Here is a 20,928-nt window from a genome sequence, read left to right as displayed (position 1 = left end):
ACTCTAAACTGACTTCCCCAGGCTGTGAACCAGCCTCTAGATAGGCAATCACGTCTAGGTCATAGCTTTACTGACCAAGGCGACATGAGCCAGCTAATGGGCTGGGCTGGTGGTGATTAACAGCTCGCTGATTTTGCCCCGCCGCCCGGCTCGGGAGTTGATGGCCCGTGATGCCTGAATGCTGTGCAGCCTAAAGCCCTCGTAAAGCTCACGGACAAACTCACAGTCTGAGTTTGAGAGCATAGCCCGCTGCCCGCGCGCCGCTAGGGTGCGAAACACCTGAGCCAGCTGAGTCTGATCTGCCTCATTAAACCCATAGCGGCTATAGCCCGTAAAACTGCTGGTGGTGCTGATGGGGTGGTAAGGCGGGTCAAAGTAGACAAAATCTTGCGGCGTGAGCGAATGCTCCAACAGCACATCAAAAGAAAGGGTCTGAATCTCGGCCTTTTGTAGGGCTGCTGAAGCCGCCCGCAGCAGCAGGGCATCGCAGATTGCCGGGTTTTTGTAGCGCCCCACCGGCACATTAAAGTGACCCTGAGAATTTTCGCGGTAGAGGCCGTTGTAGCAGGTCTTGTTGAGGTAGATCAGCCGGGCGGCGCGCTCGATGGGCGATCGCAGACCCTGCCGCTGCCGCACCTCATAGTAATAGTCGGGGCAGTGCCACCGCTGGTGCTCCCGCAGATGACGAATTAGCGCCTCCACCTCATCACGCACGCAGCAGTAGACATTCACCAACTCGGGGTTAATGTCTCCCAGCACCGCCCGCTGCACCCGCTCCGCCAGATGAAAAAACACCGCCCCACCACCCAAAAACGGCTCATAGTAGGTGTCAATGCGCTGGGGTAAAAACGGCTCATACTGGCTGAGCAATCGGCCTTTGCCCCCCGCCCACTTGAGAAAAGGGCGCGAATAGAGGGTGGGTGTTACCGAGAGGGCTGCTGTCACAACACTGCTTGAGATCACTGGAGATCAAATGTACTCTGTGAAGAATGCCCCAACTATAGCAAGACTTGCCCAAGGCAGACCGTTTTATCGTGGGGTAGGATGTAAAACGAATCTAAATCATCCCGATCAATTCTGAGTCAGTGCGTTAGGGCTTTGCGCGCATTGGCCCCTCAAGCCCTCGATCTGCCGCCATGAAATCCTTCTTTGAAAACGTTCTTCGCTACCCCCGCTACCTGATCTCCTTTAGCCTGGGCGTTTTATACAGCGCGGTGCAGCCGTTGGTGCCGCTATTGCAAAAGCCGCCGACGGCGATCGCGCTGATTGGCGCAGCGGTGGCTGGTTTCATGTTTCTCACCTTTACCCTGCGGGCCATGCTGGGGCTGGGGTAGCCAGGCAAGGGCTGACCCTCCCCGTGGGTGAGGAGTTCTACAATTGCCTGCCCAACTAGTGGGCCGCTCCGCCAAAAATTCCCCGCCTAGAGCCAAATACATGCCTGGGCCAGACACTGTACGTTCATGGAGTTTAACTCAATGCCCAATAATCGTCGCGTAGAGCGGGTGGCCTCTCTGATCAAACGCGAGGTCAGCCAAATGTTAGTACTCGACATTAAAGATGACCGGGTGGGAGCGGGCATGGTGAGCGTTACCGATGTCGATGTGTCGGGCGATTTGCAGCATGCCAAAGTGTTTGTCAGCATCTATGGCACCCCCGAAGCCAAAGCCGAAACCATGGAGGGGCTGACGGCGGCGACAGGCTTTGTAAGGGCCGAGTTGGGCCAGCGGCTGCGGCTACGGCGCACCCCTGAGATTATCTTCAAAGAAGACCTAGGCGTCGAGCGAGGCACCCAGGTACTCAACTTGATCAACCAGCTTAGCCAGGAGCGTAAAGCCAAAGGGCTCGACGATGAGGTAGAGGCCAATCTAGAGGACGCTCTCCCCATTCCTGAGGATGACGACGCGTGATCCCAGCGCTGGGTCTGACCATCCTTGCCACGCCGGGTAGATGCCCATGGGCCAGCGGCGTTTGCCTCCCCCAGCTAAGCCCCTTTGAGGAGATGAGTGCATGAGCCCCTCGGTCACCACCGCCCGTCTGCCGACCCCCGATAGCCTTTCCCTGACAGAGCAGGTGGCCCAGATGGTGGTAGTGCGGGCCAGTGGTCACCTGTTTGATCACGAAATTCGCTATCCGGCGTGGGAGGCTGACAGCGCCACCCTCAGCCGCTACGTGGAGGAGCTGGGGGTCGGCGGGGTGATTTTGCTGGGGGGCAGCGCAGCAGAGGTAGGGCTCAAGACCCAGGCCCTCCAGGCCCAGGCGCAGATACCGCTGTTGATTGCGGCGGATGTGGAGGAGGGGGTGGGGCAGCGGTTTAGCGGGGCGACCTGGTTCCCGCCGCCGATGGCGCTGTCGGCAGTGGCCGATAGCAATCTCGCCGCAGTCCTGGCCTATGCCGAAGCTTTTGGCCGGGCTACCGCTGAGGAGTCGCTGGCGATCGGTATTAACTGGATTTTGGCCCCCACGGTGGATGTGAACAACAACCCCCAGAACCCGGTAATCAACGTGCGGGCCTTTGGGGACAAGGTCGAGCGGGTGACGGCGCTGAGCCAAGCCTTTTTGCGCGGTGCCCAAACCCAGCCAGTGTTGACCACTGCCAAGCACTTTCCAGGCCACGGCGACACCGCGATCGATTCTCACCTAGATTTGCCCGTCATCACCCATGGTCTAGAGCGGCTCAACAAAGTGGAGCTGGTGCCGTTTCGGAGCGCGATCGCCGCCGGGGTCGATACAGTGATGACCGCCCACCTGCACATTCCTGCCCTCGATGCCCACTACCCCGCCACCCTCTCAGCCCCCACCCTCACGGGGCTACTGCGTGACCAACTGGGCTTTGACGGGCTGATCGTCACCGACGCGCTAATCATGGGGGCGATCGCCAATACCTATGGCCCCTACGAGGCGGCAGTACTGGCCGTAGAAGCGGGGGCCGATGTGCTGCTCATGCCCGGCGACCCTGAGGGGGTGATTGCCGCCGTGGTCGAAGCGGTAAAGCAGGGCCGCATTACCCCAGAGCGAATTTTGACCAGCGTTGAGCGGCTGTGGCGAGCCAAACAAAAAGCCGCACCGGCCTATGCCGCCGATATCACCTGCCACGCCTGGGAGCACCTGCCCCCGCCCCCCCTTCAGATCCATGCCTTGGCCCAGCCCTATGCCCGGCAGCTTGCCGCTGATATACTCACGGCCTCGATGACGGTGCAGGGGCAGGTAGTTCCCTGCTCAGCTGCGGCCCCCGGCGACAACCTGGTGATTGTGGATGACGCCCTCGACTGCCGCTTTTTAGACCGCACGGCGGCGGCGACTACCTGGCCCCAGCGACACCACTACGCCCTAAAGCTGTTAGATACTCAGGGTTGCGAGCGATCGCCCCAAATCGATCAGCTGCGCCCCAGTGTGGTGCAGCTGTTTGTGCGGGGCAACCCCTTTCGAGGGTCAGCCAAACCCATGACTCTGGCCATCGCATGGATCGATGCCCTGCGGGCCGCCAACCTGCTCCGGGGTGTGGCAATTTACGGTAGCCCCTACGCCTTTGCGGCCCTGCGATCGCACTTGAGTGGCATTCCCCAGGGGTTTACCTACGGGCAGATGCCCCTGGCCCAACGCCTGATGCTCTCGGTCCTGCTCCCCGATGCAGCCACCACCTATGGGGAGGAGTTTACCGATTGATGACGACCAGGTCAGATCGTCTATCGATTTACCTCATGCCCCGAACACCTGAACCTAGGGCGATCGCTGTTGACCGCCGCCTGGGGCCAACCCACGGGCCATGGGGCGCAGGGCAGCTGTGCTCACACCTGATCTGCGCCAAAGGAACATTCTGCGAGAAAATAGGAAGGCTATTCTACGCCTTGTTCTTTCATCCAGGAGTTCGCCACCGTGACTCAAGCCAAGCCTGCTGCCCAAGACTGGTCGCCGCTTTTGCAGCAGCTCATTGTGGGGGCATCCCTCGCCCAGAGCGAGGCCGAAACCCTGATGCGGGGCTGGCTGAGCGGAGAGCTCCCCGCAGTCATGTCTGGAGCGCTGCTAGCAGCGCTCCAGGCCAAGGGCGTGTCTGGAGATGAGTTGGCGGGCATGGCGCGGGTACTCCAGGGGCAATCCCTGGGTGGGGAAGATACAATTCATCATCCCGCCCCCTGCATTGACACCTGCGGCACCGGCGGCGATGGGGCGCATACGTTTAACATTTCGACCTGCGTCGCCTTTGTGGCGGCGGCGGCAGGAGTACGGGTCGCCAAGCACGGCAACCGCTCTGCCTCTAGCAAGGTCGGCTCTGCCGATGTGCTCGAAGCCCTAGGCGTACACCTGGGGGCTGACCCCGAGCGGGTCAAGGCGGCTTTAGACGAGGTGGGTGTCACCTTTCTCTTTGCCCGGGGCTGGCACCCGGCGATGAAGGCGGTGGCCCCCTTGCGCAGCACCCTCAAGGTGCGTACCGTTTTTAATTTGCTGGGGCCGCTGGTCAACCCCTTACAGCCGACGGGGCAGGTGATTGGCGTGTACGATTCGGCGGTGGTGCCCGCCATGGCCGAGGCGTTAAACCAGTTGGGCATGCCTCAGGCGATCGTACTGCACGGGCGCGAACGGCTTGACGAGGCGGGCCTAGGCGACAAGACCGACCTGGCGGTGGTAGAAAACGGCCAAGTCACCAGCGCGGTGCTCGATCCCCAGTCCTTGGGGCTGGCAGCGGCACCTCTCAGCGCCCTGCGCGGTGGCGAGTTGGAGGAGAACACCGCAATTCTGACCGCCGTGCTCCAGGGCAAAGGTACCCAAGCCCAACAGGATGTGGTGGCTCTGAATGCAGCCCTGGCCCTCAAGGTCGGCGAAGCGGTGAAGGGCGACACGCTAGAAGCTTCTATTGCTGAAGGCATCGCCCTAGCCCAAGACATTTTATCCAGCGGCGTAGCGTGGGAAAAACTACAAGCCCTGGTGACGTTTTTGGCCTAGCCCCAGCCGTCGTCAAAGGCTGTAGGCTCTGGCGACGGCTGGGGGATTGGGGTTTGCAGGCCTTGCCGCAGGACTCGCAACCTGGCACAGTGTCTCAATGGTTTTCTGGCGCTTGCCCTGATGCTAGATGTCCAGCGCTCAGATGGCATTTATTCACTCATGCAGGATCTCATACCAAATCCTGCTCGCCTACCCCCGATTCAGCAGGGCGAACAGCGGTAAGGCCTCCGGCCAGGCTACGCCAACGCCCTACAGGTGGGTCGTTTGAAAATCGGGGGGTATGGAATTCGGATTCGGTATCAGTTGATGGGCTACCAAGCTCAGCTTGACGAAGCACCTTCAAGCACCGAGGTCCGCGTCTACCAGGCTCAGGTAGATCAGCACAAAACCAACACAGCCAATGAAGCGAAAGGCTGGTTGCTGGCCGTTCCAATCTAGCGACTGCCACATGGTGAACCACTCTCCGGCCACCACCATAAAGCCCACAAACCAAAATAAAAAGGCCAGAGTTAGCCCATAGGTTGCCGTAGCCTTTGCCCGATTAAAGATCTCTCCGCTGGCGCTAATGGCTCGCAGGAGGTACACAGCACCCGTTAGACACAGTACGGTAATGGTCGCTTCCGTAGCGATGATAGCCCCATAGAAAAGCTTGTGCACCTGGGGAGAGGCGATCGCTCGCCAGGTTAACTGACTGTCTGGAAACACCGTATCCATACTCAGCACATGCTGAATGTACTTGAAGTTAGCGTCGTAATCGGTCAGGTTATTAACAACAATCACTAAGGCTAAGAGGCCAATAGACGCCACCAGCAGGGTTTTTGAAATCCGAGTTGCCATAGAATCAGGAAAACCAACCCAATCGTACTGTGACGTTATCTTATCCATTGAAGACCATTCTAGAGCCATTGCGAGGTGGGCTAGTAGTCTCTTGTCAGGCCCCACCTGACTCTCCCTTACACCATCCCCAGGTGATTGCCGCCATGGCCCAGGCCGCTCTGCTCAGAGGCGCTGTAGGAGTGCGGATTGATAGCCCTAGCCACATTGAGGCAGTGCGGGCCTGCGACGACAGTAAAAGCCTAACCTTGGCAGACTCCCGCCCCATCATCGGCCTATGGAAACAGGTGATGCCGCCTTCTTCGGTCTACATTACGCCCCAGTTTTGCCATGCCGAGGCGGTAGCCCGGGCCGGTGGCGATATTATTGCGGTAGATGCGACCCAGCGGCCTCGGCCGGGGGGCGAAACCCTGGCCGAGCTGATTCAACGCATTCATGATCACCTAGGCAAGCCCGTCATGGCCGATGTGGACACGCTTGAGAATGCCCTCAGGGCAGTTGAGGCTGGAGCAGACTGCGTCGGCACTACTCTCTTTGGCTACACTGAGGAGACGCAAAATCAAGTTCCGCCGGGGTTCACGCTGCTTGAGGCAATGGTTGATCGCTGTGCAGTACCGGTGATCTGTGAAGGGGGAATTGCGTCACCGGCCCAGGCGCGCCAGGCGCTTGACCTAGGTGCCTTTGCGGTAGTGGTAGGCACAGCCATTACAGGTATTGATAGCTTAGTGAACGCATACAAGGACGCGATCGCCCACCTGTAGCCTGATCAGCAGCGGCATAAAAAAAGGGATGAGCTATTTGAATAGCTCATCCCTTTTTTTATGGTTTGCCAATAGAGGCTACATAGCCGAGCCAACGCCAGCGTAGGCACCATAGAAAAATAGGCCAACCACAACCAAAACACCAGTACCGGCCACGGTTGCCACGATCCACAACGGAATCCGTCCACTTTGAAGCATAGTATTGACCTCCTACTAATTTGCTAAAAACCCAACACAGACTAGGTAAGTCACCATCTACCGAGGAGGTAGTCAGCTATGCCTAGTTAAAGAAGTAGCTAGAAAACAGCAGACCCAGCACAAAGACCATCAGCAACCCCAAGAATAGGGATGTGCGATTGAGTTCAACGGGCTGCTTATTTGGGTTTGGAGTACGTTCCATGTGTTTCTCTTATCGTTGGATAAACTGCATTGCCGCGATCGCCCCGAGGAAAAACACGCTAGGAACACCAAGGGTGTGGACAGCCAGCCAGCGCACGGTAAAAATCGGGTAAGTAATTTGCTCGTTAGGAGAATTGCTTTGCATAGGTTCAATCAAACGGTGGAATAACTAAAGCACTACTGATTCAAGAACATGTCGATCTGATCCTTCGCCTCAAAGCGATCGGTCACAATCGGCAGCTGCATTTGATTGTCGGGGTAATAGTCATTGGGACGAGGCGTACCAAAGGCATCATAGGCCAAGCCAGTGCTGACAAATAGCCAACCCGCGATAAACAGCATCGGAATGGTAATGCTGTGAATAATCCAGTAGCGAATGCTCGTGACAATATCGCCAAACGGGCGCTCACCTGTAGTACCTGCCATATCAGCGTCTCCTCTCTGAACACAAAGAATCTAATTTCATCATAGAGAACCTCGGAAACCCTAACAAGCCATTTCGGCTAAGTTCCCAAAGTTTTTCTAGGTTGCTACCGGCTCGTACTTGAGGATAGTGCCCTCCTGCCCCAAAATGAACCCCTTCTCAGGCCCTAAGAACTTCACCTTGTAGAAATTGGAGGGCACATCACCAACGGATAAATCCTTGTACCAAGTTTGACCGCCGTCAAAGCTGCACAGTAAGTTGCCCCCACCGCCGGTTACCCAGACCTCATCGGCAGTGCGAAAGGCCATATCCAACAGACCCCAGCTAGTGCCAAACTCGGGAGTGATAGCCTCAGTAAAGTCGTCAGAGGCCCGGCTATTAGAAAACCGCACCTGGCCCCCTCGGGCAATCACCCATAGCTTGCCAAGCTTATCAAATCCCATGTTTTGCAAGCGTCTTGAGTTTTGGCGGTTGTGAGGGATCCACTGGTCTTGACCGGCTGCCCAGGTAGAGTAAAAATTACCCCGAGACGAGACCGCCACATAGCGACCATCGTCGGAGCGCACCATATTGCGCACGACCCCGACCGCGCCCTGCACCAGAGCCTTCCAGGTGCGGCCCCCATCTTCAGTAAGATAGATAGCCCCAATGTCGGTAGCCATCTCGGCAGACCTAGGCCCAACTGCAGTGATCAAAAAGGGTGAACCAGGCAGCTCTTTGCTGAGCGGTACATTTTCCCAAGTATCACCGCCATCGGCAGTGTGCAACAGCACCGATGGAATCCCTGTGACCCAGCCCTCATTGCCAGCAAAGCCCACAGAGGTAAAGGTGTAGGGCTGATCGCCAAGAGCCAGCTCCCGCACCACCCAGGTGTCACCACCATCGTTAGTTTCCAAGAGAGTGTTCCGACTGCCTACAATCCAGCCGTGGTTTTCGTCGCTGGTGAAGGCCACATCGGCGAGAGTAGACTCCACCGGCACCTTAACAACCGACCAAGGATGCACGTCTGCGTCCGCCAAAAAATAACTAGAGCAACCGGTTGCTAGCATCACTGCCACCAGCATCACCAGCCCTCGCCGTAACCAACTAAACGCAGCGTGCATAGACAATCAAAGCCCGTACTTCCTAAACAACAATCGATCTTAAGATAAAACCCCTGCCATTCCTAGGGTCAATCAAGCTAAGCCAAAGGCTTATCGCAGCCCATAGAGGCTAAGAAAAAAGACAAACCCCAAAGCCAAGGCACTAAAAATAAGAATATTCTTTTGCCCAGGGGTAAGCCGATTTACCCCCAGCCCAAAGTCTAAGTTTTCCTTGAACCCAGAGGGAGCGTTGACGGGGCCAATGTTGCTGAACCGCTTCTTGGGTGCGCTACACACTGGACAACGCCAGTTAAGCGGGAGATCTTCAAAAGCTGTACCCATAGGTATCTTGGCGCGGCTGTCTCCCTTGACTGGTTCATAGGAGTAGCCGCAGGACTGACATTCGTAGCAATCCATTTCCTCCGGGGCGAGGACTACAACCTCTGAATCACCTTCAATTGAGCCACTCTCTAAACCACTCTCAGCAAGGGTTTCACTGGGGTCAGACTCATTGGCCGAAGACTCAAGCTCAACACTCATAGGATCAAAACACCTTAAATTCAGCAAGAGCTAGCTACGCAGATCAGTAGTTTTCTTGAGCAAATTTGGGGCACAGATGGCTAATTGAGATAAAAATGCTCGTTGTAAACAATTATGACACAGTTAGGACATCCCGCTCATCTATCATTTTGCCGTCCTGACAGCGCTCGTACCATTGGCGCAACTCCATTGGTGCTATTGATAAGTTAGACCAGGCTTACCCCTGGCTTTTCGGCCAAACTGCCTTAGAATACACCTGGAGATAAGTGTGTAAGTAGGCTTTGGCTCTCTAGCCAAGGCGGTTTGGAAGACGTGTAATTCAGTTGTCTAGGGTGGTGAACCTGTGTTCGTCTTGTCTGGCTACGAATACTTCTTGGTTTTTTTGCTCATATCCTGTCTGGTGCCGATTGCGGCTTTGACAGCGTCTAAACTTTTGCGGCCGATAGATCGTGGCCCGGCTCGCCGCACCACTTACGAATCAGGGATGGAACCCATCGGGGGTGCCTGGATCCAGTTCAACATACGCTACTACATGTTTGCTCTGGTGTTCGTTATCTTCGACGTGGAGACTGTGTTTCTTTACCCATGGGCAGTAGCGTTCAACCAGCTAGGCTTGTTAGCCTTCGTAGAAGCACTTATTTTTATCGCCATTTTGGTTGTTGGTCTTGTGTACGCTTGGCGTAAAGGAGCTTTGGAATGGTCATGAATTCTGCTTCTACCTCTGGGAAGCTCTCCCCCTCTCCCGGTGAGGTACTGCTCAATCCTGCTGCTCCTCCAGCGGTGACCCATGGTTTGTCTGAGAATGTCATTTTGACTACGGTCGATGATCTATACAACTGGTGTCGTCTCTCCAGCCTTTTTCCGCTTCTCTACGGCACCGCCTGCTGCTTCATCGAGTTTGCCGCCTTGATTGGCTCTAGGTTTGACTTCGACCGATTTGGTCTTTTGCCGCGCGCTAGCCCCAGACAGGCTGACCTGTTGATTACGGCGGGCACAGTCACTATGAAGATGGCTCCGGCTCTGGTCAGGCTCTACGAGCAGATGCCCGACCCAAAGTACGTTATTGCTATGGGCGCCTGCACCATTACTGGAGGGATGTTTAGCACTGACTCTCCTTCTGCGGTGCGAGGTGTAGATAAGCTCATCCCGGTGGATGTCTATATTCCCGGTTGCCCCCCTCGACCCGAGGCCATCATTGATGCCATCATCAAGCTGCGTAAGAAGGTGGCCACTGAGTCGATGCAGGATCGTGCCTACACTCTCCAAACTCACCGTTTTTATGAACGCAGCCACGAGTTGAAGACTGTTGCACCTATTTTGACGGGGCAGTATTTGCAAACTGGTCGGCACTCTGCGCCGCCAAAAGAACTGATGAAAGCTATGGGCATGCCTGTGGCTGAAGCGTTGGCTGAGCTTGCTCCTGAGCGTGAGGATATCTAAATGGCTGAAACTGACTCTCAACCGCCATCCCCTAATCAACCCTCTGTTTCCCAGGCTGGGGGAGACAGCGTTGCCCCTTTGGTTGAGGCCGGTGCTGCGTCCAACTGGTTAACGGAGAATGGCTTTGACCATGAGCTGATGGCAAAAGATCACTTGGGCATTGAGGTGATTAAGGTTGATCCTCAATTTCTGATTCCGATCTGCACGGCTCTCTTTGCCTATGGGTTTAACTATCTTCAGTGCCAGGGTGCCTATGACGACGGCCCCGGCAAGGATTTGGTGAGCTTTTATCATCTAGTTAAGGTCGACGACAACGTTGACCACCCTGAGGAGCTGCGCGTAAAGGTGTTTTTGCCCCGTAATGACCCAAGGGTTCCGTCTGTCTACTGGATTTGGAAGGCCGCCGATTGGCAAGAGCGGGAAAGCTATGACATGTACGGCATCGTTTATGAGGGGCACCCAAATCTCAAGCGACTACTAATGCCTGAAGATTGGGTTGGCTGGCCTTTGCGGAAGGATTATATATCGCCGGACTTCTTTGAACTACAGGATGCCTACTAGAGAAGCCTACCCGAGCAAGTTGACGATTGCTTCGCTTAAAGTAATCGGTTAGCGAGTAGTGTAGGTGGCGCTTCAGCAAAAAAATAGAGCCTAACAGCAGGTTAGGCTCTATTTTTTTGCGACCAAATCACTCTTCTCAGCGTGAGCATTGCACGAGTATCTAACCTGCTAAGCAGCCTCTCGGTATCCCCATTGCCTCGATAGGCTGAAGCTGGATTGCCTGAACAGGCTTAGGAACGTCACGCATATCTGGGGCTAAAAAGTTTTGTCAAAGCTGCGCTGGTAAAGAGCAGATAGGGTTTCCTCGCCATTTCGATGCGATCGCCCAGATGCTGACCCAAGCCAAGAACTACATAGTCTGGTACGGCAGTTGGCCAAGCGATCGCAAATCTACTTCTGTAAAGCGTAGAAATATAGACACTTATGGGGTGAAGCATCAGCTTAGGTTCGCGTGCGCTGGCTTTGGGAATGATGAGTTCATCAAGCTGGGCCAAACATCTAAGGTTGATTCAACCTCCCTTGGCTTAAGCAGCTGGGGCATCTACCTATGGTCACTTCTTCTACAGGTCGTAGAGGACTTTTGTGCCGCTATTAACCCCCATCCATGGACAATCTTCAATAAGCGGCTATTTTTTTATCCATCTATTCATGGTTCAAGTCTGGAAATAGCAGGATTTCTCGCCCCGACCGAGAAGAAGTAACTGTCCAGATTTGGTATACCATCATGCGGCATCGTTTCTCTATCTTCTTGGCGCTAGCAGCTATTGGCGCTCTTGGGGGCATCACCTATATGGCCCGATCGCCCCAGCCGATCGGGCAGCAACTGTCTCCCCAGCCCCTAGCGATCAGCGTTGACCTCGACGCAGTGGCCAACAGCTCCTACGTCCACCCCAACAATCGCCCAGGCAGCGGCCGTCGCAGAATGCGCGGCAGCTAGAGTTCGCTCTGCTGGTTGGCCCGGAGCCGAGACAGCTGGTACTGGGCGTCGTCGAAACAGCCCAGGCGACTAACATCGAGACAGGCACTAGCTACAGTTTCTAAATCGGCGATCGCGCTTTCAATATCCCCTAGCTCCGCATGGAGTAACCCCCGGTCGTAGTAGGCAAAGGGATGCTTGGGATTGAGCTCTATCGTCTGGTTGAAGTCGGCCATAGCCCCGGCAAAATCGCCTAGATTGAGCCGGGTTAGCCCCCGATTGTAGTAAGGCTCTGGGCTGCTGGCATCGATCTGAATGGCGATCGTAAAGTCTTGAATGGCCCCCTGAAAGTCATTCAAACGGCGCTTAACCAGCCCCCTATTTTCGTAGGCATAGCTATTGTTGGGCCGCAGGTTGACGGCAGCAGCGCAGTCGCTCAGGGCCGCCCCATGGTCGTTGAGGTTAGAGTATGACAGACAGCGATTGAGGTAAGCATCGGCCTTGCTCTCGGGGTCGTTGGCTAGATTGACAGCGGCGGTATAGTCTTGCAGTGCCCCAGCTTCGTCGCCCAGCTCGGCCCGAGCATTACCCCGATTAATATAAGCGTCAACGTAGCTATCTTGACGCTCAATAGCAGCGCTATAGTCTTGAATAGCCCCCTGCAAGTCTCCTAGGCGCAGGCGAAAGTTACCTCTCTGGTAGTACAACTCAGCGTTCTCAGGAGTAGCCTCAATGGCATCGGTCAAATCTTGCAAGGCCTGCTCCGACTGGCCGTTTTCCCACAGCAGACTAGACCGCTCGGCCAGGGCTAAACCATGGTCAGGCTTGAGATCTAAGGCCTGGTTCAGGTAGTTAAGCGAGTCGTTATTTTGGCCTAGCTGTTTAGCCGTCTCGGCCTGCTGTAGCAGCGCCTTAACCGTCTGGGCCTGGGGCATATGCCTCAGAGTTAGACCACCTAGGGCCAACAGTCCTAGGGCGACCCCTGCCCCTAGCCAAACCCTGGGCTGAGACAGTAGCTGCCGTCGAGGTTGGCGCGTCGTCGCAGCCTCTGGTTGAGAACCGACTTTAGCTGCCCCATCACTCTCTCCGGTGCCCGCAGCAGAGATGCTTTGGTCTCTCACCTCGGCTCTGGTCAGGGCTACCAAAATATCTTTTGCTAAGGGCCACTGGTGATCTGGCTGGGGTGACACCATGGTGAGCAAGATATCTTTGAGCCCACTCTCCAGGCTTGAGCACTCATCGAGCTGAAGTTTGACCTGATCCCAAAAGTCATCTTGACTGAGACGGGGCATAGCCTCATTGGAGAGACCAGTAGCCATCTGTACCGCCACCATGCCGAGGGCGAAGTGGTCGGCGGCAAAGCGCGTATACTGCCGCGAGTGCCCCTGGGGTAGATAGGCCGATTCGACTTTGGGGCTGGCCAAATCACGATTGGCGGCAACACTGAGGTCTGGAGTGCCAAGGTCTTGAATCAAGCCAAAATCAACCAGCACCAGATGGCCATCAACGTGGCGAATCAAGTTATTGGGATGGAGATTTTGGTGAGCAATGCCGTGGCGCTGAATCAGTTCCAGGGTGCCCAGACTTTCTAGCAAAAACTGCCTGACCTCGTCCTCAGGCCTGGGCTTACCCTCGGTCAACTCAGACGACAGCGATTGACCAGGCACGTAGCTGCGCACCCAGTAAAAGTTAGGCCCATCTTGCACCGTGGTCAGCTGCTGGGCGATCGCGTCGTGAGTGCCAATCCGCTTGAGTAGGTTAACCCGTTTTGCCAGCAAATCGCTGAGAAACTTACGGGTGGTGGCATTGTGAGCGGGCAGTTCTAAGTGCTTGACGATGCATTTAGCCTTGGCTGCATCGTCGTGGTCAGTCATTAAATAGGTCTTGGTATAGGCCTTAGTACTGACCACACGAATGAACTGAAAGCGTCCATCAATGAGTCTTTTTACTGCCATGGAATCTGCCGGGTAAATGCACTAGAGCGAGAGTCTTCAGCTCAACTCCCAGGGGTTGAGAGCACTTAGTCTATCGGAGCGCAATTGGTCAGCGCTATAACCACCTTGGCCGGTGGCCGACGGATCACCACCCCAAAGAAGCTGAATCATAGTCGATACAGCTGCTTTGACGATTTTTGACCAATGCCGAATTGTGACGGATATCGTGGCGAATTTCAGGAGTAACAGGAGCCGGGCACTGGCCCAGGACAAATCAGGTGGTTCTGAAGCTCAGACGGCTACACTCGTTAAGATAACAATAACGTTGTTTTCGCCGCCCATCCTACTATGTACTGCGTTATCTATGACGGCAACTGCAACCTCTGCGTCAACCTGGTGCGGCTGCTGGAGTCGTTAGACCAAGGCGCACAGTTTCAGTACCTGCCGATGCAAGATAGCCCAAACCTGGCCCGCTATGGCATCACCCCTGCCGACTGTGAAGCGGGCATGATCTTGATTGATCTTGTCAACCCCGGTCAGCGCTGGCAGGGCAGCGCCGCCGCCGAAGAAATTGGCCGTCTGCTGCCCTTGGGCAACCCCTTTGTGCTGGCCTATCGGGCCCTACCTGGGGCCAAACAGGCGGGCGACCAAATCTATGCTTTTGTGCGCGATCGCCGCTACGACCTGTTTGGCAAACGCCGCGATCGCTACGACTCAGCCTTTCCTCTCTGTGATGACCAGAGCTGTAATCCTTAGAAACTCGGGAAAGAGTGTATTCACAGATGCCCCGGCCCATCCGCGCTGAGTACCTTAAGACTAGGCAGCAGCATTTACCCCAACGCCACAGTCCTGCTGACTCCCTTTAGTCGCTCCTTAGTTTCTTAGTTAGTTTTTTAGAAAGGCGGATGGCCATGATGACCCAGCGATCGCGATTAACCCTAGCAGCTCTCAGCGTTTTAGCTACCATTGCCTTGGCTAGCACTGCTGCCGATGCCCGCCCTGGGCAGGGGCGGGGGCAGCGTCCTCAACCCAGTGCTCCTGCCGTCGCAATACCCAATGCCACCCTTGAAACCCCAGCGAGGAGCATCGAAACGCCGGTTGCTAATCTACCCGCAGAGCCCTCCATAAATGACCCGATGGTCGAATCTACGGCAGAACATCAGAATCTGCCCCCCGGTCTTCAGCGTCAGGTCGAGAGTGGTCGTGGCCTACCCCCTTGGGCTTCAGCGCCAGGTTGATAGCGGTCGCAGCCTGCCTCCGGACCTACAACGCGGCCAATAATTTGCGCCCAGCACCGAAGATTCAGCTGGTTTACCCACAGCATCATGCAGGACAGCCCCCAGCAGGCAATTAGATGCCCAATTGGGGGCTGATTTATTGGCACCAACCCCTATTCAGGATTCACCCTCACCCGGCCAAACTTAAGCCCGCTGACCCCCTGAAGTGGCTCGACGGTGCCCTGCTCGATTTCGCTCTCGACCAGCCCCTCGCGGTGGAGGTAGCGCAGGTAGCGCTGGTACTCCTGCCACTCATCATTCGTAGAGTAAACCACCGTAAGCATGCCGGGCTGGGTAATGCGATCGCCCGTCTCCGCATCCCGAGCTTTATCAATCCGCTTTTTAACAATTTCGTAGCGGGTGTCGCGGGTGCCACGCACGTCGAACAGCCGCTCGGTGGTCTCGTCGTGGCAAATGTCAACCGTAAAGCCCTGCACCAGCACCAGGTGGGTGATGGTCATATCGGTGTCGTAGGTGGCTCTGAGCAAAAACGCCTTGCGGGCACAGTCACACACCGCTCGCAGCTGCTCGTAGCGCAGCGCCTTGAGTTGAAACTCGGTAAATTTGGGGTCAATCGCCTGACCCGCGTAGATCATATGGTCAATGCCGTCGGTGGCCTCCAGATCGCAGTAGTGGGGAGTAATCGCTTGCATCGACTGCTGCCACTGGTTCCAGGTGTCGCGCAGCAGCTCGTTTATGTGACCAATGGTCTGATCGTAGGCAGCGCGGGCGGCATACACACTGCCATGGTCAAGGTCAAGATTGGCGCTGTACCGAGCGATCGCCGTTTTGGCCTCGTTACTGTGCTGGGCGAAGTAAGCAAAGTGCACCTCTACCTCCCCTTGTAGATAGCGCAGCAGTGTCACCTCAGAATCTACAGTAACCCCGCTTTCTAGAGTGGCAATATGATCGGCTAGATCGAAGGCCAGTTGACGTACGAGGGCATTGCTGACCGCTTCTTCAGAGGCTTCGACCACTGCCAGTGCCAGGCGAAACTGGGTCAGCAGGTCGGTTTGAATTGCCCGGTTGCGCTCGTCGGATGAGCCGCGAATGTCTGATATGCCGTACAGCGGATACACCCCCTCAAACACAATCGGGGCCGGGGGTAGCCCTAGACCGATGCGCTCGGCCTCTTGCTCAAATCGCCACCGCACCGCCGGATGAATGTTGGTAAAGCGGTCTTGGACACTGTGGCGCATGGCCGCCGTCAACGCGGGTATCAGGGTAGTGGCGCGGCAGCAGTCAGCCTGGTCAAAGGCATAGGGTTGAGAGCTAACCAGGCCCACCAGACCCACCCTCTGATTGGCGCTTTCCCCCAGCCGGACAGAGCGCGTCATCAGGGGAATCAACAGCAGCGATCGCGCCCCCTGAGTCAGCAAATCGCGCTCACTTTGGGTGGTGCAGGCGAGGTTGAGATCGGGCACATTGACCACCTCTCGGCGCTCAGTGGCCTGCAAAAATGCGGACCCTTGCAAGTCTTCTGCGGTATAAGTGGCCGTGCGCCACTCAGGCCGATCGAGCTCAGTAAAGATCTGAGCCTGGTTATTTTCGGCGCTGAGCAAAAAGCTGTCGGTGGCACCAAAGAGCTGCATCATTAGCTCATTGGCCTGGTCAAAGCGACTGGTGCCCAGCACCGACTCCTGCCCAACCAGCAGCTCGATCAGAGCCTTTGATATCTCCCGCTCAGTAACATCGATGCCCTCAATCAAAATGTGGCCGGCGGCAGTATAGTGCCCTGGATGCAGGGCAACCAACAGCTGCTTAAAGGCAGGTGACTGGCCCATCAACTGGGTCGACACCTGATCGCGGCTGGGCACCTCAGACCAGCAGGCGGCAAGGCGGGTGGCCAACTCAGGGGCGATCGCCGCCATCTGCAACCCTTGGTCAGCGGTGCGCAACCGCAGCTCGATCTGGCGCTTTGCACCAGTATCGCCATCGACCAGAGTCACCACCAACGGCTCGTGGAGCAGTTGCTGACACACCAGATCAGCCTGGCCATAGTAGTAATCCAGCAGGGCGTTGAGAAAATGTCGGCGAAACCGCTCCTGTAGAGCCTCCTGGTCGGCGGGCAGAAGACGGTCAAAGAAGCCTAGATCGAGGTGGCCCACCTCGGGGTGAATGCCCGTCAGACGACAAAACAACCGATTGGCAAACAGCACCGGAAACGTCTGGGTAGGAATCTCCAACTGAGTAGTGACATCGACTACAGCCATCACCAGGTGACTGTAGTGCTGAATTAGATCGAGCCAGGGCAAATTGGGGCGATCGCCGCTCCCATGGGGGGGCTTGCCCACTGGGCGATCGCCTTCAGAATCGTTCAAGGTGTAGCTGAGATTGACCAGCGACAGAGTCTCAGCTCTAGATTCGCTATCGGTTTCAATGTAGTAAGACGATTTATCAGCCATAGTTGCGCCGTGGTTCACCCTTCAAACAATAGTTACAAAGCAACCCGTTAGAATTCCGAACCCAGGCCAATATCTTCTCGGAATCCAGGGAATACACATAGAGTCTGTAAATCAATCGCTCTTCGATGCACCCTGAATAGAGGTCTCCGTCTCAGCCTCCGGGCTGAGATCACCCTAAGCACTAGCATACCCAGCCTCACTGCTCAGATTCCGTGCCTATGGGTGTTCACCAACGGAGAGACAGATCGAGGTAAACACCAGTGGTGGCCTCCACCCTTTAGAATAGATATTCTGTCTGGGAATAGTTTGCGCCCCTAAACCATGTTTGAAGCCCTCTCTGACCGCCTCGAATCTGCCTGGAAAAGCCTGCGTGGCCAAGACAAAATCAGCGAGTCAAATATCGACAGCGCCCTGCGCGAGGTGCGCCGCGCTCTGCTAGAGGCCGATGTCAACCTCCAGGTGATCAAAGACTTCATCGCCCAGGTCAAAGAAAATGCCCTGGGCATCGAGGTGGTCAAAGGGGTCAGCCCCGACCAGCAGTTCATCAAAGTGGTGAACGACGAGCTGGTGCGCCTGATGGGCGACACCAACGCCCCCCTGGTCGACTCGCCCACCAAGCCCACGGTGGTGCTAATGGCCGGTCTGCAAGGTACCGGTAAAACCACCGCCACCGCCAAGCTAGCCCTGCATCTGCGCAAAGAAAATCGCAGCACTCTGCTAGTCGCCACCGACGTCTATCGCCCGGCTGCTATCGATCAGTTGGTCACCCTGGGGAAACAGATTGACGTACCCGTATTTGAGCTGGGCACAGACGCCAACCCAGTAGATATTGCCCGTCAAGGCATTGAGAAAGCCAAGGCCGACGGCGTCGATACGGTGATTGTGGACACGGCAGGTCGTCTGCAGATCGATCCCAAGATGATGGCTGAGCTGGCCGACATCAAAACCGCCATTGACCCAGACGAAGTGCTGCTGGTGGTCGATGCCATGACCGGCCAAGAGGCCGCCAACCTCACCCGCACCTTCCACGACCAGATCGGCATTACCGGCGCTATTCTCACCAAGATGGATGGCGATGCTCGGGGTGGCGCAGCCCTGTCGGTGCGGCAAATCTCGGGTCAGCCGATCAAGTTTATCGGCGTGGGCGAAAAGGTAGAGGCCCTGCAACCCTTCTACCCCGATCGCATGGCCTCCCGCATTCTCGGCATGGGCGATGTGCTCACCCTAGTAGAAAAAGCCCAGGAAGCCGTCGATATTGCCGATGCCGAAAAGCTGACGCAAAAAATTCTTGAAGCCGAGTTTGACTTCGACGATTTTCTCAAACAGATGCGCTTTATGAAGAGCATGGGCTCCTTGGGCGGCATCATGAAGCTCATCCCCGGTATGGGTAAGCAGATTACGGGCGACATGTTAGAGCAGGGCGAGGCCCAACTCAAACGCTGCGAAGCCATGATCAACTCCATGACCACCGAAGAGCGCAAGCAGCCCAACCTGCTCTCCAGCTCCCCCAGCCGTCGCCGTCGTATTGCCAAAGGCTCAGGCCACCAAGAAAAAGACGTGGGCAAGCTGGTCAGCGACTTCACCAAAATGCGCACCATGATGCAGCAGATGGGACGCGGCGGCGGCTTTCCGGGCATGGGCGGCGGTATGCCCGGTATGGGCGGTGGCTTTCCGGGCATGGGCAACGGCGGCGGCATGCCGGGTTTGCCCGGCATGGGCGGTGGGCCTCAGCAAGGGTTTCGCGCCCCCAGCAGCAAAAAGCAGAAAAGCCAGAAGAAAAAGAAAGGCTTTGGTCAGCTATGAAGAACCGGCGTCTCCATCAAGTTGACCAATGCTTTGGCCGCGGGAGGCCAGATCTGAGGCATGAAAGCTTGGTATAATGGAGGCTTGACCCATTTCGCTAGGTTGTTATGGCAAAACGCTCACCCTTCGACAGCACCCAGGTTATGCGACGCAGTGAGGAGCTAATTCGAGCTGCCTCAAACCGCTATCGCATTACGGTGCAGGTGGCCAACCGCGCCCAGCGACGACGCTTTGAAGACTTTGAAAACTACGAAGACCCGAAAATGAAACCGGTGCTGCGCGCCATCATTGAGATGTCTGACGAGTTGACCCAGCCCGAGATCATTGGCGAATAGCCTTTTACCCATGGGGCAGCGGTTCACCAAAGAAGGCAATGGATGGCGTCTCGGTTGGGATGACGCGGCCCCCTGTTACAAGGGTCTACTGGCAGGCGAGGGGTGGGCGATCGAGGTGACTGAGGCCGAGTTTAATACCTTTCGTCGGCTAGCGGTTGAGATTGGCCAAGCCGTTGATGCGATCGCGGCTGAGCTAATGACCGAAGAGCGCATTGCTTGCGAGGCCGAAGCCGACGACCTGTGGCTAGAGGCTGAAGGGTTTCCCCAGGCCTACAGTTTGCATTTTATCTTGTCTGCGGGTCGCCGTTGCGAAGGTGTTTGGGCAGCCGAGGCCACCCAAGAGCTCACGAAGACCATGCAACAGCTCATGGTGTTTTAGCCTGCTCCCTGGCCAGTTTGCCAACAGATAACGAGTTGCTAACCAAGTTGCCCATGCCGCTGCTGACGCTAAGGGGACGAGTTAAGCTTTTGCCACAGGCAAGATTTATGACCCACCCATATCTTCAGGCACCTCTCAGAGGATTAGACAACGACGCAGAATTACCTCCCCCAACCGATAAAGGTTACGACTGCGACACTGCTTGCGAAGAGCCTAGCTTATGCCCAATACAGGTTAAGCAGGCTGTATGAGAGAATAAGTAAATACTTATCGACGATCGCAATCCAAGGATTTCACCCCATGCTGAAGCGGCTGGCCACAGTGCTGTTGATTATTTTTGCCGTCACCCTCCAGGGCTGTGTGGGCAGCGGTGGGGGGCTACAGGCCTACGCTGACCAGTATTCTGGCTACGAGTTTATGTACCCCACCGGCTGGGTTGAAGTAAATGTTCCCGGTGCCGCTGACGTGGTGTTTCACGACATCATTCACGAGACCGAGAATGTCAGCGTGGTCGTCAGCGAAGTGCCCGAGGGCAAAAGCCTAGATGAACTGGGCGGACCCACCGAGGTGGGTTACAAGCTTTCTAAGAGCTTTAGCGCTCTGTCGGGCAATGACAGCGCCGTCGATCTACTCAGCGCTCAACGCATTGACACTGTCGACAACAAAACCTACTACATTCTCGAATATCTAGCTGACCTGCCCGCCGGGCCTCGCCACAATCTAGCCAGTGCCATTGTCCGCCGAGGCAAGCTTTACACCTTCAATGCTTCCACCGACGAAGGGCGCTGGGAGAAGGTCAAAGACATGATGAAGCAGTCGGTAGCCTCATTTAAAGTGTCTTAGGTCATGGCTGAGCGATAGCTTTTTCGAGGTAGAAAATTGACCTCGAAAAAGCTATCA

General features: G+C 56.0%; 25 protein-coding genes. 15 read left to right on the top strand and 10 right to left on the bottom strand.

The features are described 5' to 3' along the window. Positions 1-93: 93 nt before the first annotated feature. Positions 94-945, bottom strand: a complete 852-nt coding sequence (locus tag AC0QKW_RS08195) for a DNA adenine methylase (RefSeq protein WP_473150569.1) — start codon at positions 943-945, stop codon at positions 94-96. A gap of 191 nt (positions 946-1,136) precedes the next feature. Between AC0QKW_RS08195 and AC0QKW_RS08190 the strand changes: the two genes are divergently transcribed. The 4 genes from AC0QKW_RS08190 to trpD all read left to right on the top strand — a co-directional run bounded on the left by AC0QKW_RS08190 (position 1,137) and on the right by trpD (position 4,938). Then, on the top strand, positions 1,137-1,334 hold the full coding sequence (locus AC0QKW_RS08190; RefSeq protein WP_473150568.1) for a DUF751 domain-containing protein: 198 nt from the start codon (positions 1,137-1,139) through the stop codon (positions 1,332-1,334). 141 nt (positions 1,335-1,475) lie between these two features. Continuing rightward, complete coding sequence (rbfA, locus tag AC0QKW_RS08185) at positions 1,476-1,907, top strand: 30S ribosome-binding factor RbfA (protein ID WP_473150567.1); 432 nt, start codon at positions 1,476-1,478, stop codon at positions 1,905-1,907. 100 nt (positions 1,908-2,007) lie between these two features. Then, on the top strand, positions 2,008-3,663 hold the full coding sequence (locus AC0QKW_RS08180; protein ID WP_473150566.1) for a glycoside hydrolase family 3 N-terminal domain-containing protein: 1,656 nt from the start codon (positions 2,008-2,010) through the stop codon (positions 3,661-3,663). A gap of 210 nt (positions 3,664-3,873) precedes the next feature. Then, positions 3,874-4,938: an anthranilate phosphoribosyltransferase gene (gene trpD / locus AC0QKW_RS08175; RefSeq protein WP_473150565.1), complete on the top strand. Its 1,065-nt coding sequence runs from the start codon at positions 3,874-3,876 to the stop codon at positions 4,936-4,938. Positions 4,939-5,277: 339 nt separating this feature from the next. Here the strand turns inward: trpD and AC0QKW_RS08170 are convergent, their stop codons facing one another. Further along, the gene (locus AC0QKW_RS08170) at positions 5,278-5,775 is read right to left on the bottom strand and encodes a DUF2165 family protein (protein ID WP_473150564.1); all 498 of its coding nucleotides are present in this window, start codon (positions 5,773-5,775) and stop codon (positions 5,278-5,280) included. A gap of 29 nt (positions 5,776-5,804) precedes the next feature. Here AC0QKW_RS08170 and AC0QKW_RS08165 point away from each other — a divergent pair, with 29 nt between their 5' ends. Further along, complete coding sequence (locus AC0QKW_RS08165; RefSeq protein WP_473150563.1) at positions 5,805-6,533, top strand: N-acetylmannosamine-6-phosphate 2-epimerase; 729 nt, start codon at positions 5,805-5,807, stop codon at positions 6,531-6,533. A 78-nt stretch (positions 6,534-6,611) separates the two neighbouring features. On the opposite strand, the gene AC0QKW_RS08160 is transcribed toward AC0QKW_RS08165, so the two are convergent. From AC0QKW_RS08160 to AC0QKW_RS08135, 6 genes are all read right to left on the bottom strand, one after another. Then, a complete protein-coding gene (locus AC0QKW_RS08160; RefSeq protein ID WP_071527210.1) occupies positions 6,612-6,731 on the bottom strand; it encodes a photosystem II reaction center protein J in 120 nt (39 codons plus the stop codon). Between the two features lie 82 nt (positions 6,732-6,813). Further along, positions 6,814-6,933 (bottom strand): photosystem II reaction center protein L, encoded by a 120-nt coding sequence (locus tag AC0QKW_RS08155; RefSeq protein ID WP_473150562.1) that lies wholly within the window; start codon positions 6,931-6,933, stop codon positions 6,814-6,816. 9 nt (positions 6,934-6,942) lie between these two features. Then, the gene (psbF, locus tag AC0QKW_RS08150) at positions 6,943-7,077 is read right to left on the bottom strand and encodes a cytochrome b559 subunit beta (protein WP_035991167.1); all 135 of its coding nucleotides are present in this window, start codon (positions 7,075-7,077) and stop codon (positions 6,943-6,945) included. Between the two features lie 32 nt (positions 7,078-7,109). Then, positions 7,110-7,358 (bottom strand): cytochrome b559 subunit alpha, encoded by a 249-nt coding sequence (psbE, locus tag AC0QKW_RS08145; protein WP_473150561.1) that lies wholly within the window; start codon positions 7,356-7,358, stop codon positions 7,110-7,112. 96 nt (positions 7,359-7,454) lie between these two features. Then, the gene (locus AC0QKW_RS08140) at positions 7,455-8,459 is read right to left on the bottom strand and encodes a photosynthesis system II assembly factor Ycf48 (protein ID WP_473150560.1); all 1,005 of its coding nucleotides are present in this window, start codon (positions 8,457-8,459) and stop codon (positions 7,455-7,457) included. Positions 8,460-8,549: 90 nt separating this feature from the next. Further along, on the bottom strand, positions 8,550-8,855 hold the full coding sequence (locus AC0QKW_RS08135) for a rubredoxin (RefSeq protein ID WP_473150648.1): 306 nt from the start codon (positions 8,853-8,855) through the stop codon (positions 8,550-8,552). 466 nt (positions 8,856-9,321) lie between these two features. On the opposite strand from AC0QKW_RS08135, the gene ndhC reads away from it, so the two are divergent. The 4 genes from ndhC to AC0QKW_RS08115 all read left to right on the top strand — a co-directional run bounded on the left by ndhC (position 9,322) and on the right by AC0QKW_RS08115 (position 11,916). Then, the gene (gene ndhC / locus AC0QKW_RS08130) at positions 9,322-9,684 is read left to right on the top strand and encodes a photosynthetic/respiratory NAD(P)H-quinone oxidoreductase subunit C (RefSeq protein ID WP_473150559.1); all 363 of its coding nucleotides are present in this window, start codon (positions 9,322-9,324) and stop codon (positions 9,682-9,684) included. Continuing rightward, positions 9,681-10,418, top strand: coding sequence for an NADH dehydrogenase subunit K (locus tag AC0QKW_RS08125; protein WP_473150558.1), 738 nt, complete (start codon positions 9,681-9,683; stop codon positions 10,416-10,418). The genes ndhC and AC0QKW_RS08125 overlap by 4 nt, the downstream gene beginning before the upstream one ends. After that, on the top strand, positions 10,419-10,979 hold the full coding sequence (locus AC0QKW_RS08120) for an NAD(P)H-quinone oxidoreductase subunit J (RefSeq protein ID WP_473150557.1): 561 nt from the start codon (positions 10,419-10,421) through the stop codon (positions 10,977-10,979). A 724-nt stretch (positions 10,980-11,703) separates the two neighbouring features. After that, on the top strand, positions 11,704-11,916 hold the full coding sequence (locus AC0QKW_RS08115) for a hypothetical protein (protein ID WP_473150556.1): 213 nt from the start codon (positions 11,704-11,706) through the stop codon (positions 11,914-11,916). Here the strand turns inward: AC0QKW_RS08115 and AC0QKW_RS08110 are convergent. Beyond that, positions 11,913-13,850, bottom strand: a complete 1,938-nt coding sequence (locus tag AC0QKW_RS08110; protein WP_473150555.1) for a tetratricopeptide repeat protein — start codon at positions 13,848-13,850, stop codon at positions 11,913-11,915. The genes AC0QKW_RS08115 and AC0QKW_RS08110 overlap by 4 nt on opposite strands. A gap of 327 nt (positions 13,851-14,177) precedes the next feature. Between AC0QKW_RS08110 and AC0QKW_RS08105 the strand changes: the two genes are divergently transcribed. Together AC0QKW_RS08105 and AC0QKW_RS08100 are read left to right on the top strand one after the other, a co-directional pair. Next, positions 14,178-14,585, top strand: coding sequence for a thiol-disulfide oxidoreductase DCC family protein (locus tag AC0QKW_RS08105; RefSeq protein ID WP_473150554.1), 408 nt, complete (start codon positions 14,178-14,180; stop codon positions 14,583-14,585). 149 nt (positions 14,586-14,734) lie between these two features. Continuing rightward, complete coding sequence (locus tag AC0QKW_RS08100) at positions 14,735-15,067, top strand: hypothetical protein (protein WP_473150553.1); 333 nt, start codon at positions 14,735-14,737, stop codon at positions 15,065-15,067. 152 nt (positions 15,068-15,219) lie between these two features. Here the strand turns inward: AC0QKW_RS08100 and AC0QKW_RS08095 are convergent, their stop codons facing one another. Then, complete coding sequence (locus AC0QKW_RS08095) at positions 15,220-17,511, bottom strand: GAF domain-containing protein (protein WP_473150552.1); 2,292 nt, start codon at positions 17,509-17,511, stop codon at positions 15,220-15,222. Positions 17,512-17,832: 321 nt separating this feature from the next. Between AC0QKW_RS08095 and ffh the strand changes: the two genes are divergently transcribed. From ffh to psbP, 4 genes are all read left to right on the top strand, one after another. Continuing rightward, entirely contained in the window at positions 17,833-19,314 is a 1,482-nt protein-coding gene (gene ffh / locus AC0QKW_RS08090) for a signal recognition particle protein (protein WP_473150551.1), read from the top strand. Between the two features lie 107 nt (positions 19,315-19,421). Further along, a complete protein-coding gene (locus AC0QKW_RS08085; RefSeq protein ID WP_473150550.1) occupies positions 19,422-19,649 on the top strand; it encodes a DNA-directed RNA polymerase subunit omega in 228 nt (75 codons plus the stop codon). 10 nt (positions 19,650-19,659) lie between these two features. Next, the gene (locus AC0QKW_RS08080) at positions 19,660-20,028 is read left to right on the top strand and encodes a DUF1818 family protein (RefSeq protein WP_473150549.1); all 369 of its coding nucleotides are present in this window, start codon (positions 19,660-19,662) and stop codon (positions 20,026-20,028) included. Between the two features lie 300 nt (positions 20,029-20,328). After that, a complete protein-coding gene (psbP, locus tag AC0QKW_RS08075; RefSeq protein ID WP_473150548.1) occupies positions 20,329-20,871 on the top strand; it encodes a photosystem II reaction center PsbP in 543 nt (180 codons plus the stop codon). The last annotated feature ends 57 nt before the right edge of the window (positions 20,872-20,928 follow it).

Source organism: Pseudanabaena sp. PCC 9330 (assembly GCF_055795045.1).
The sequence above is the reverse complement of the archived record's forward strand: the minus strand, read 5'-3'. Positions and strand labels throughout refer to the sequence as shown.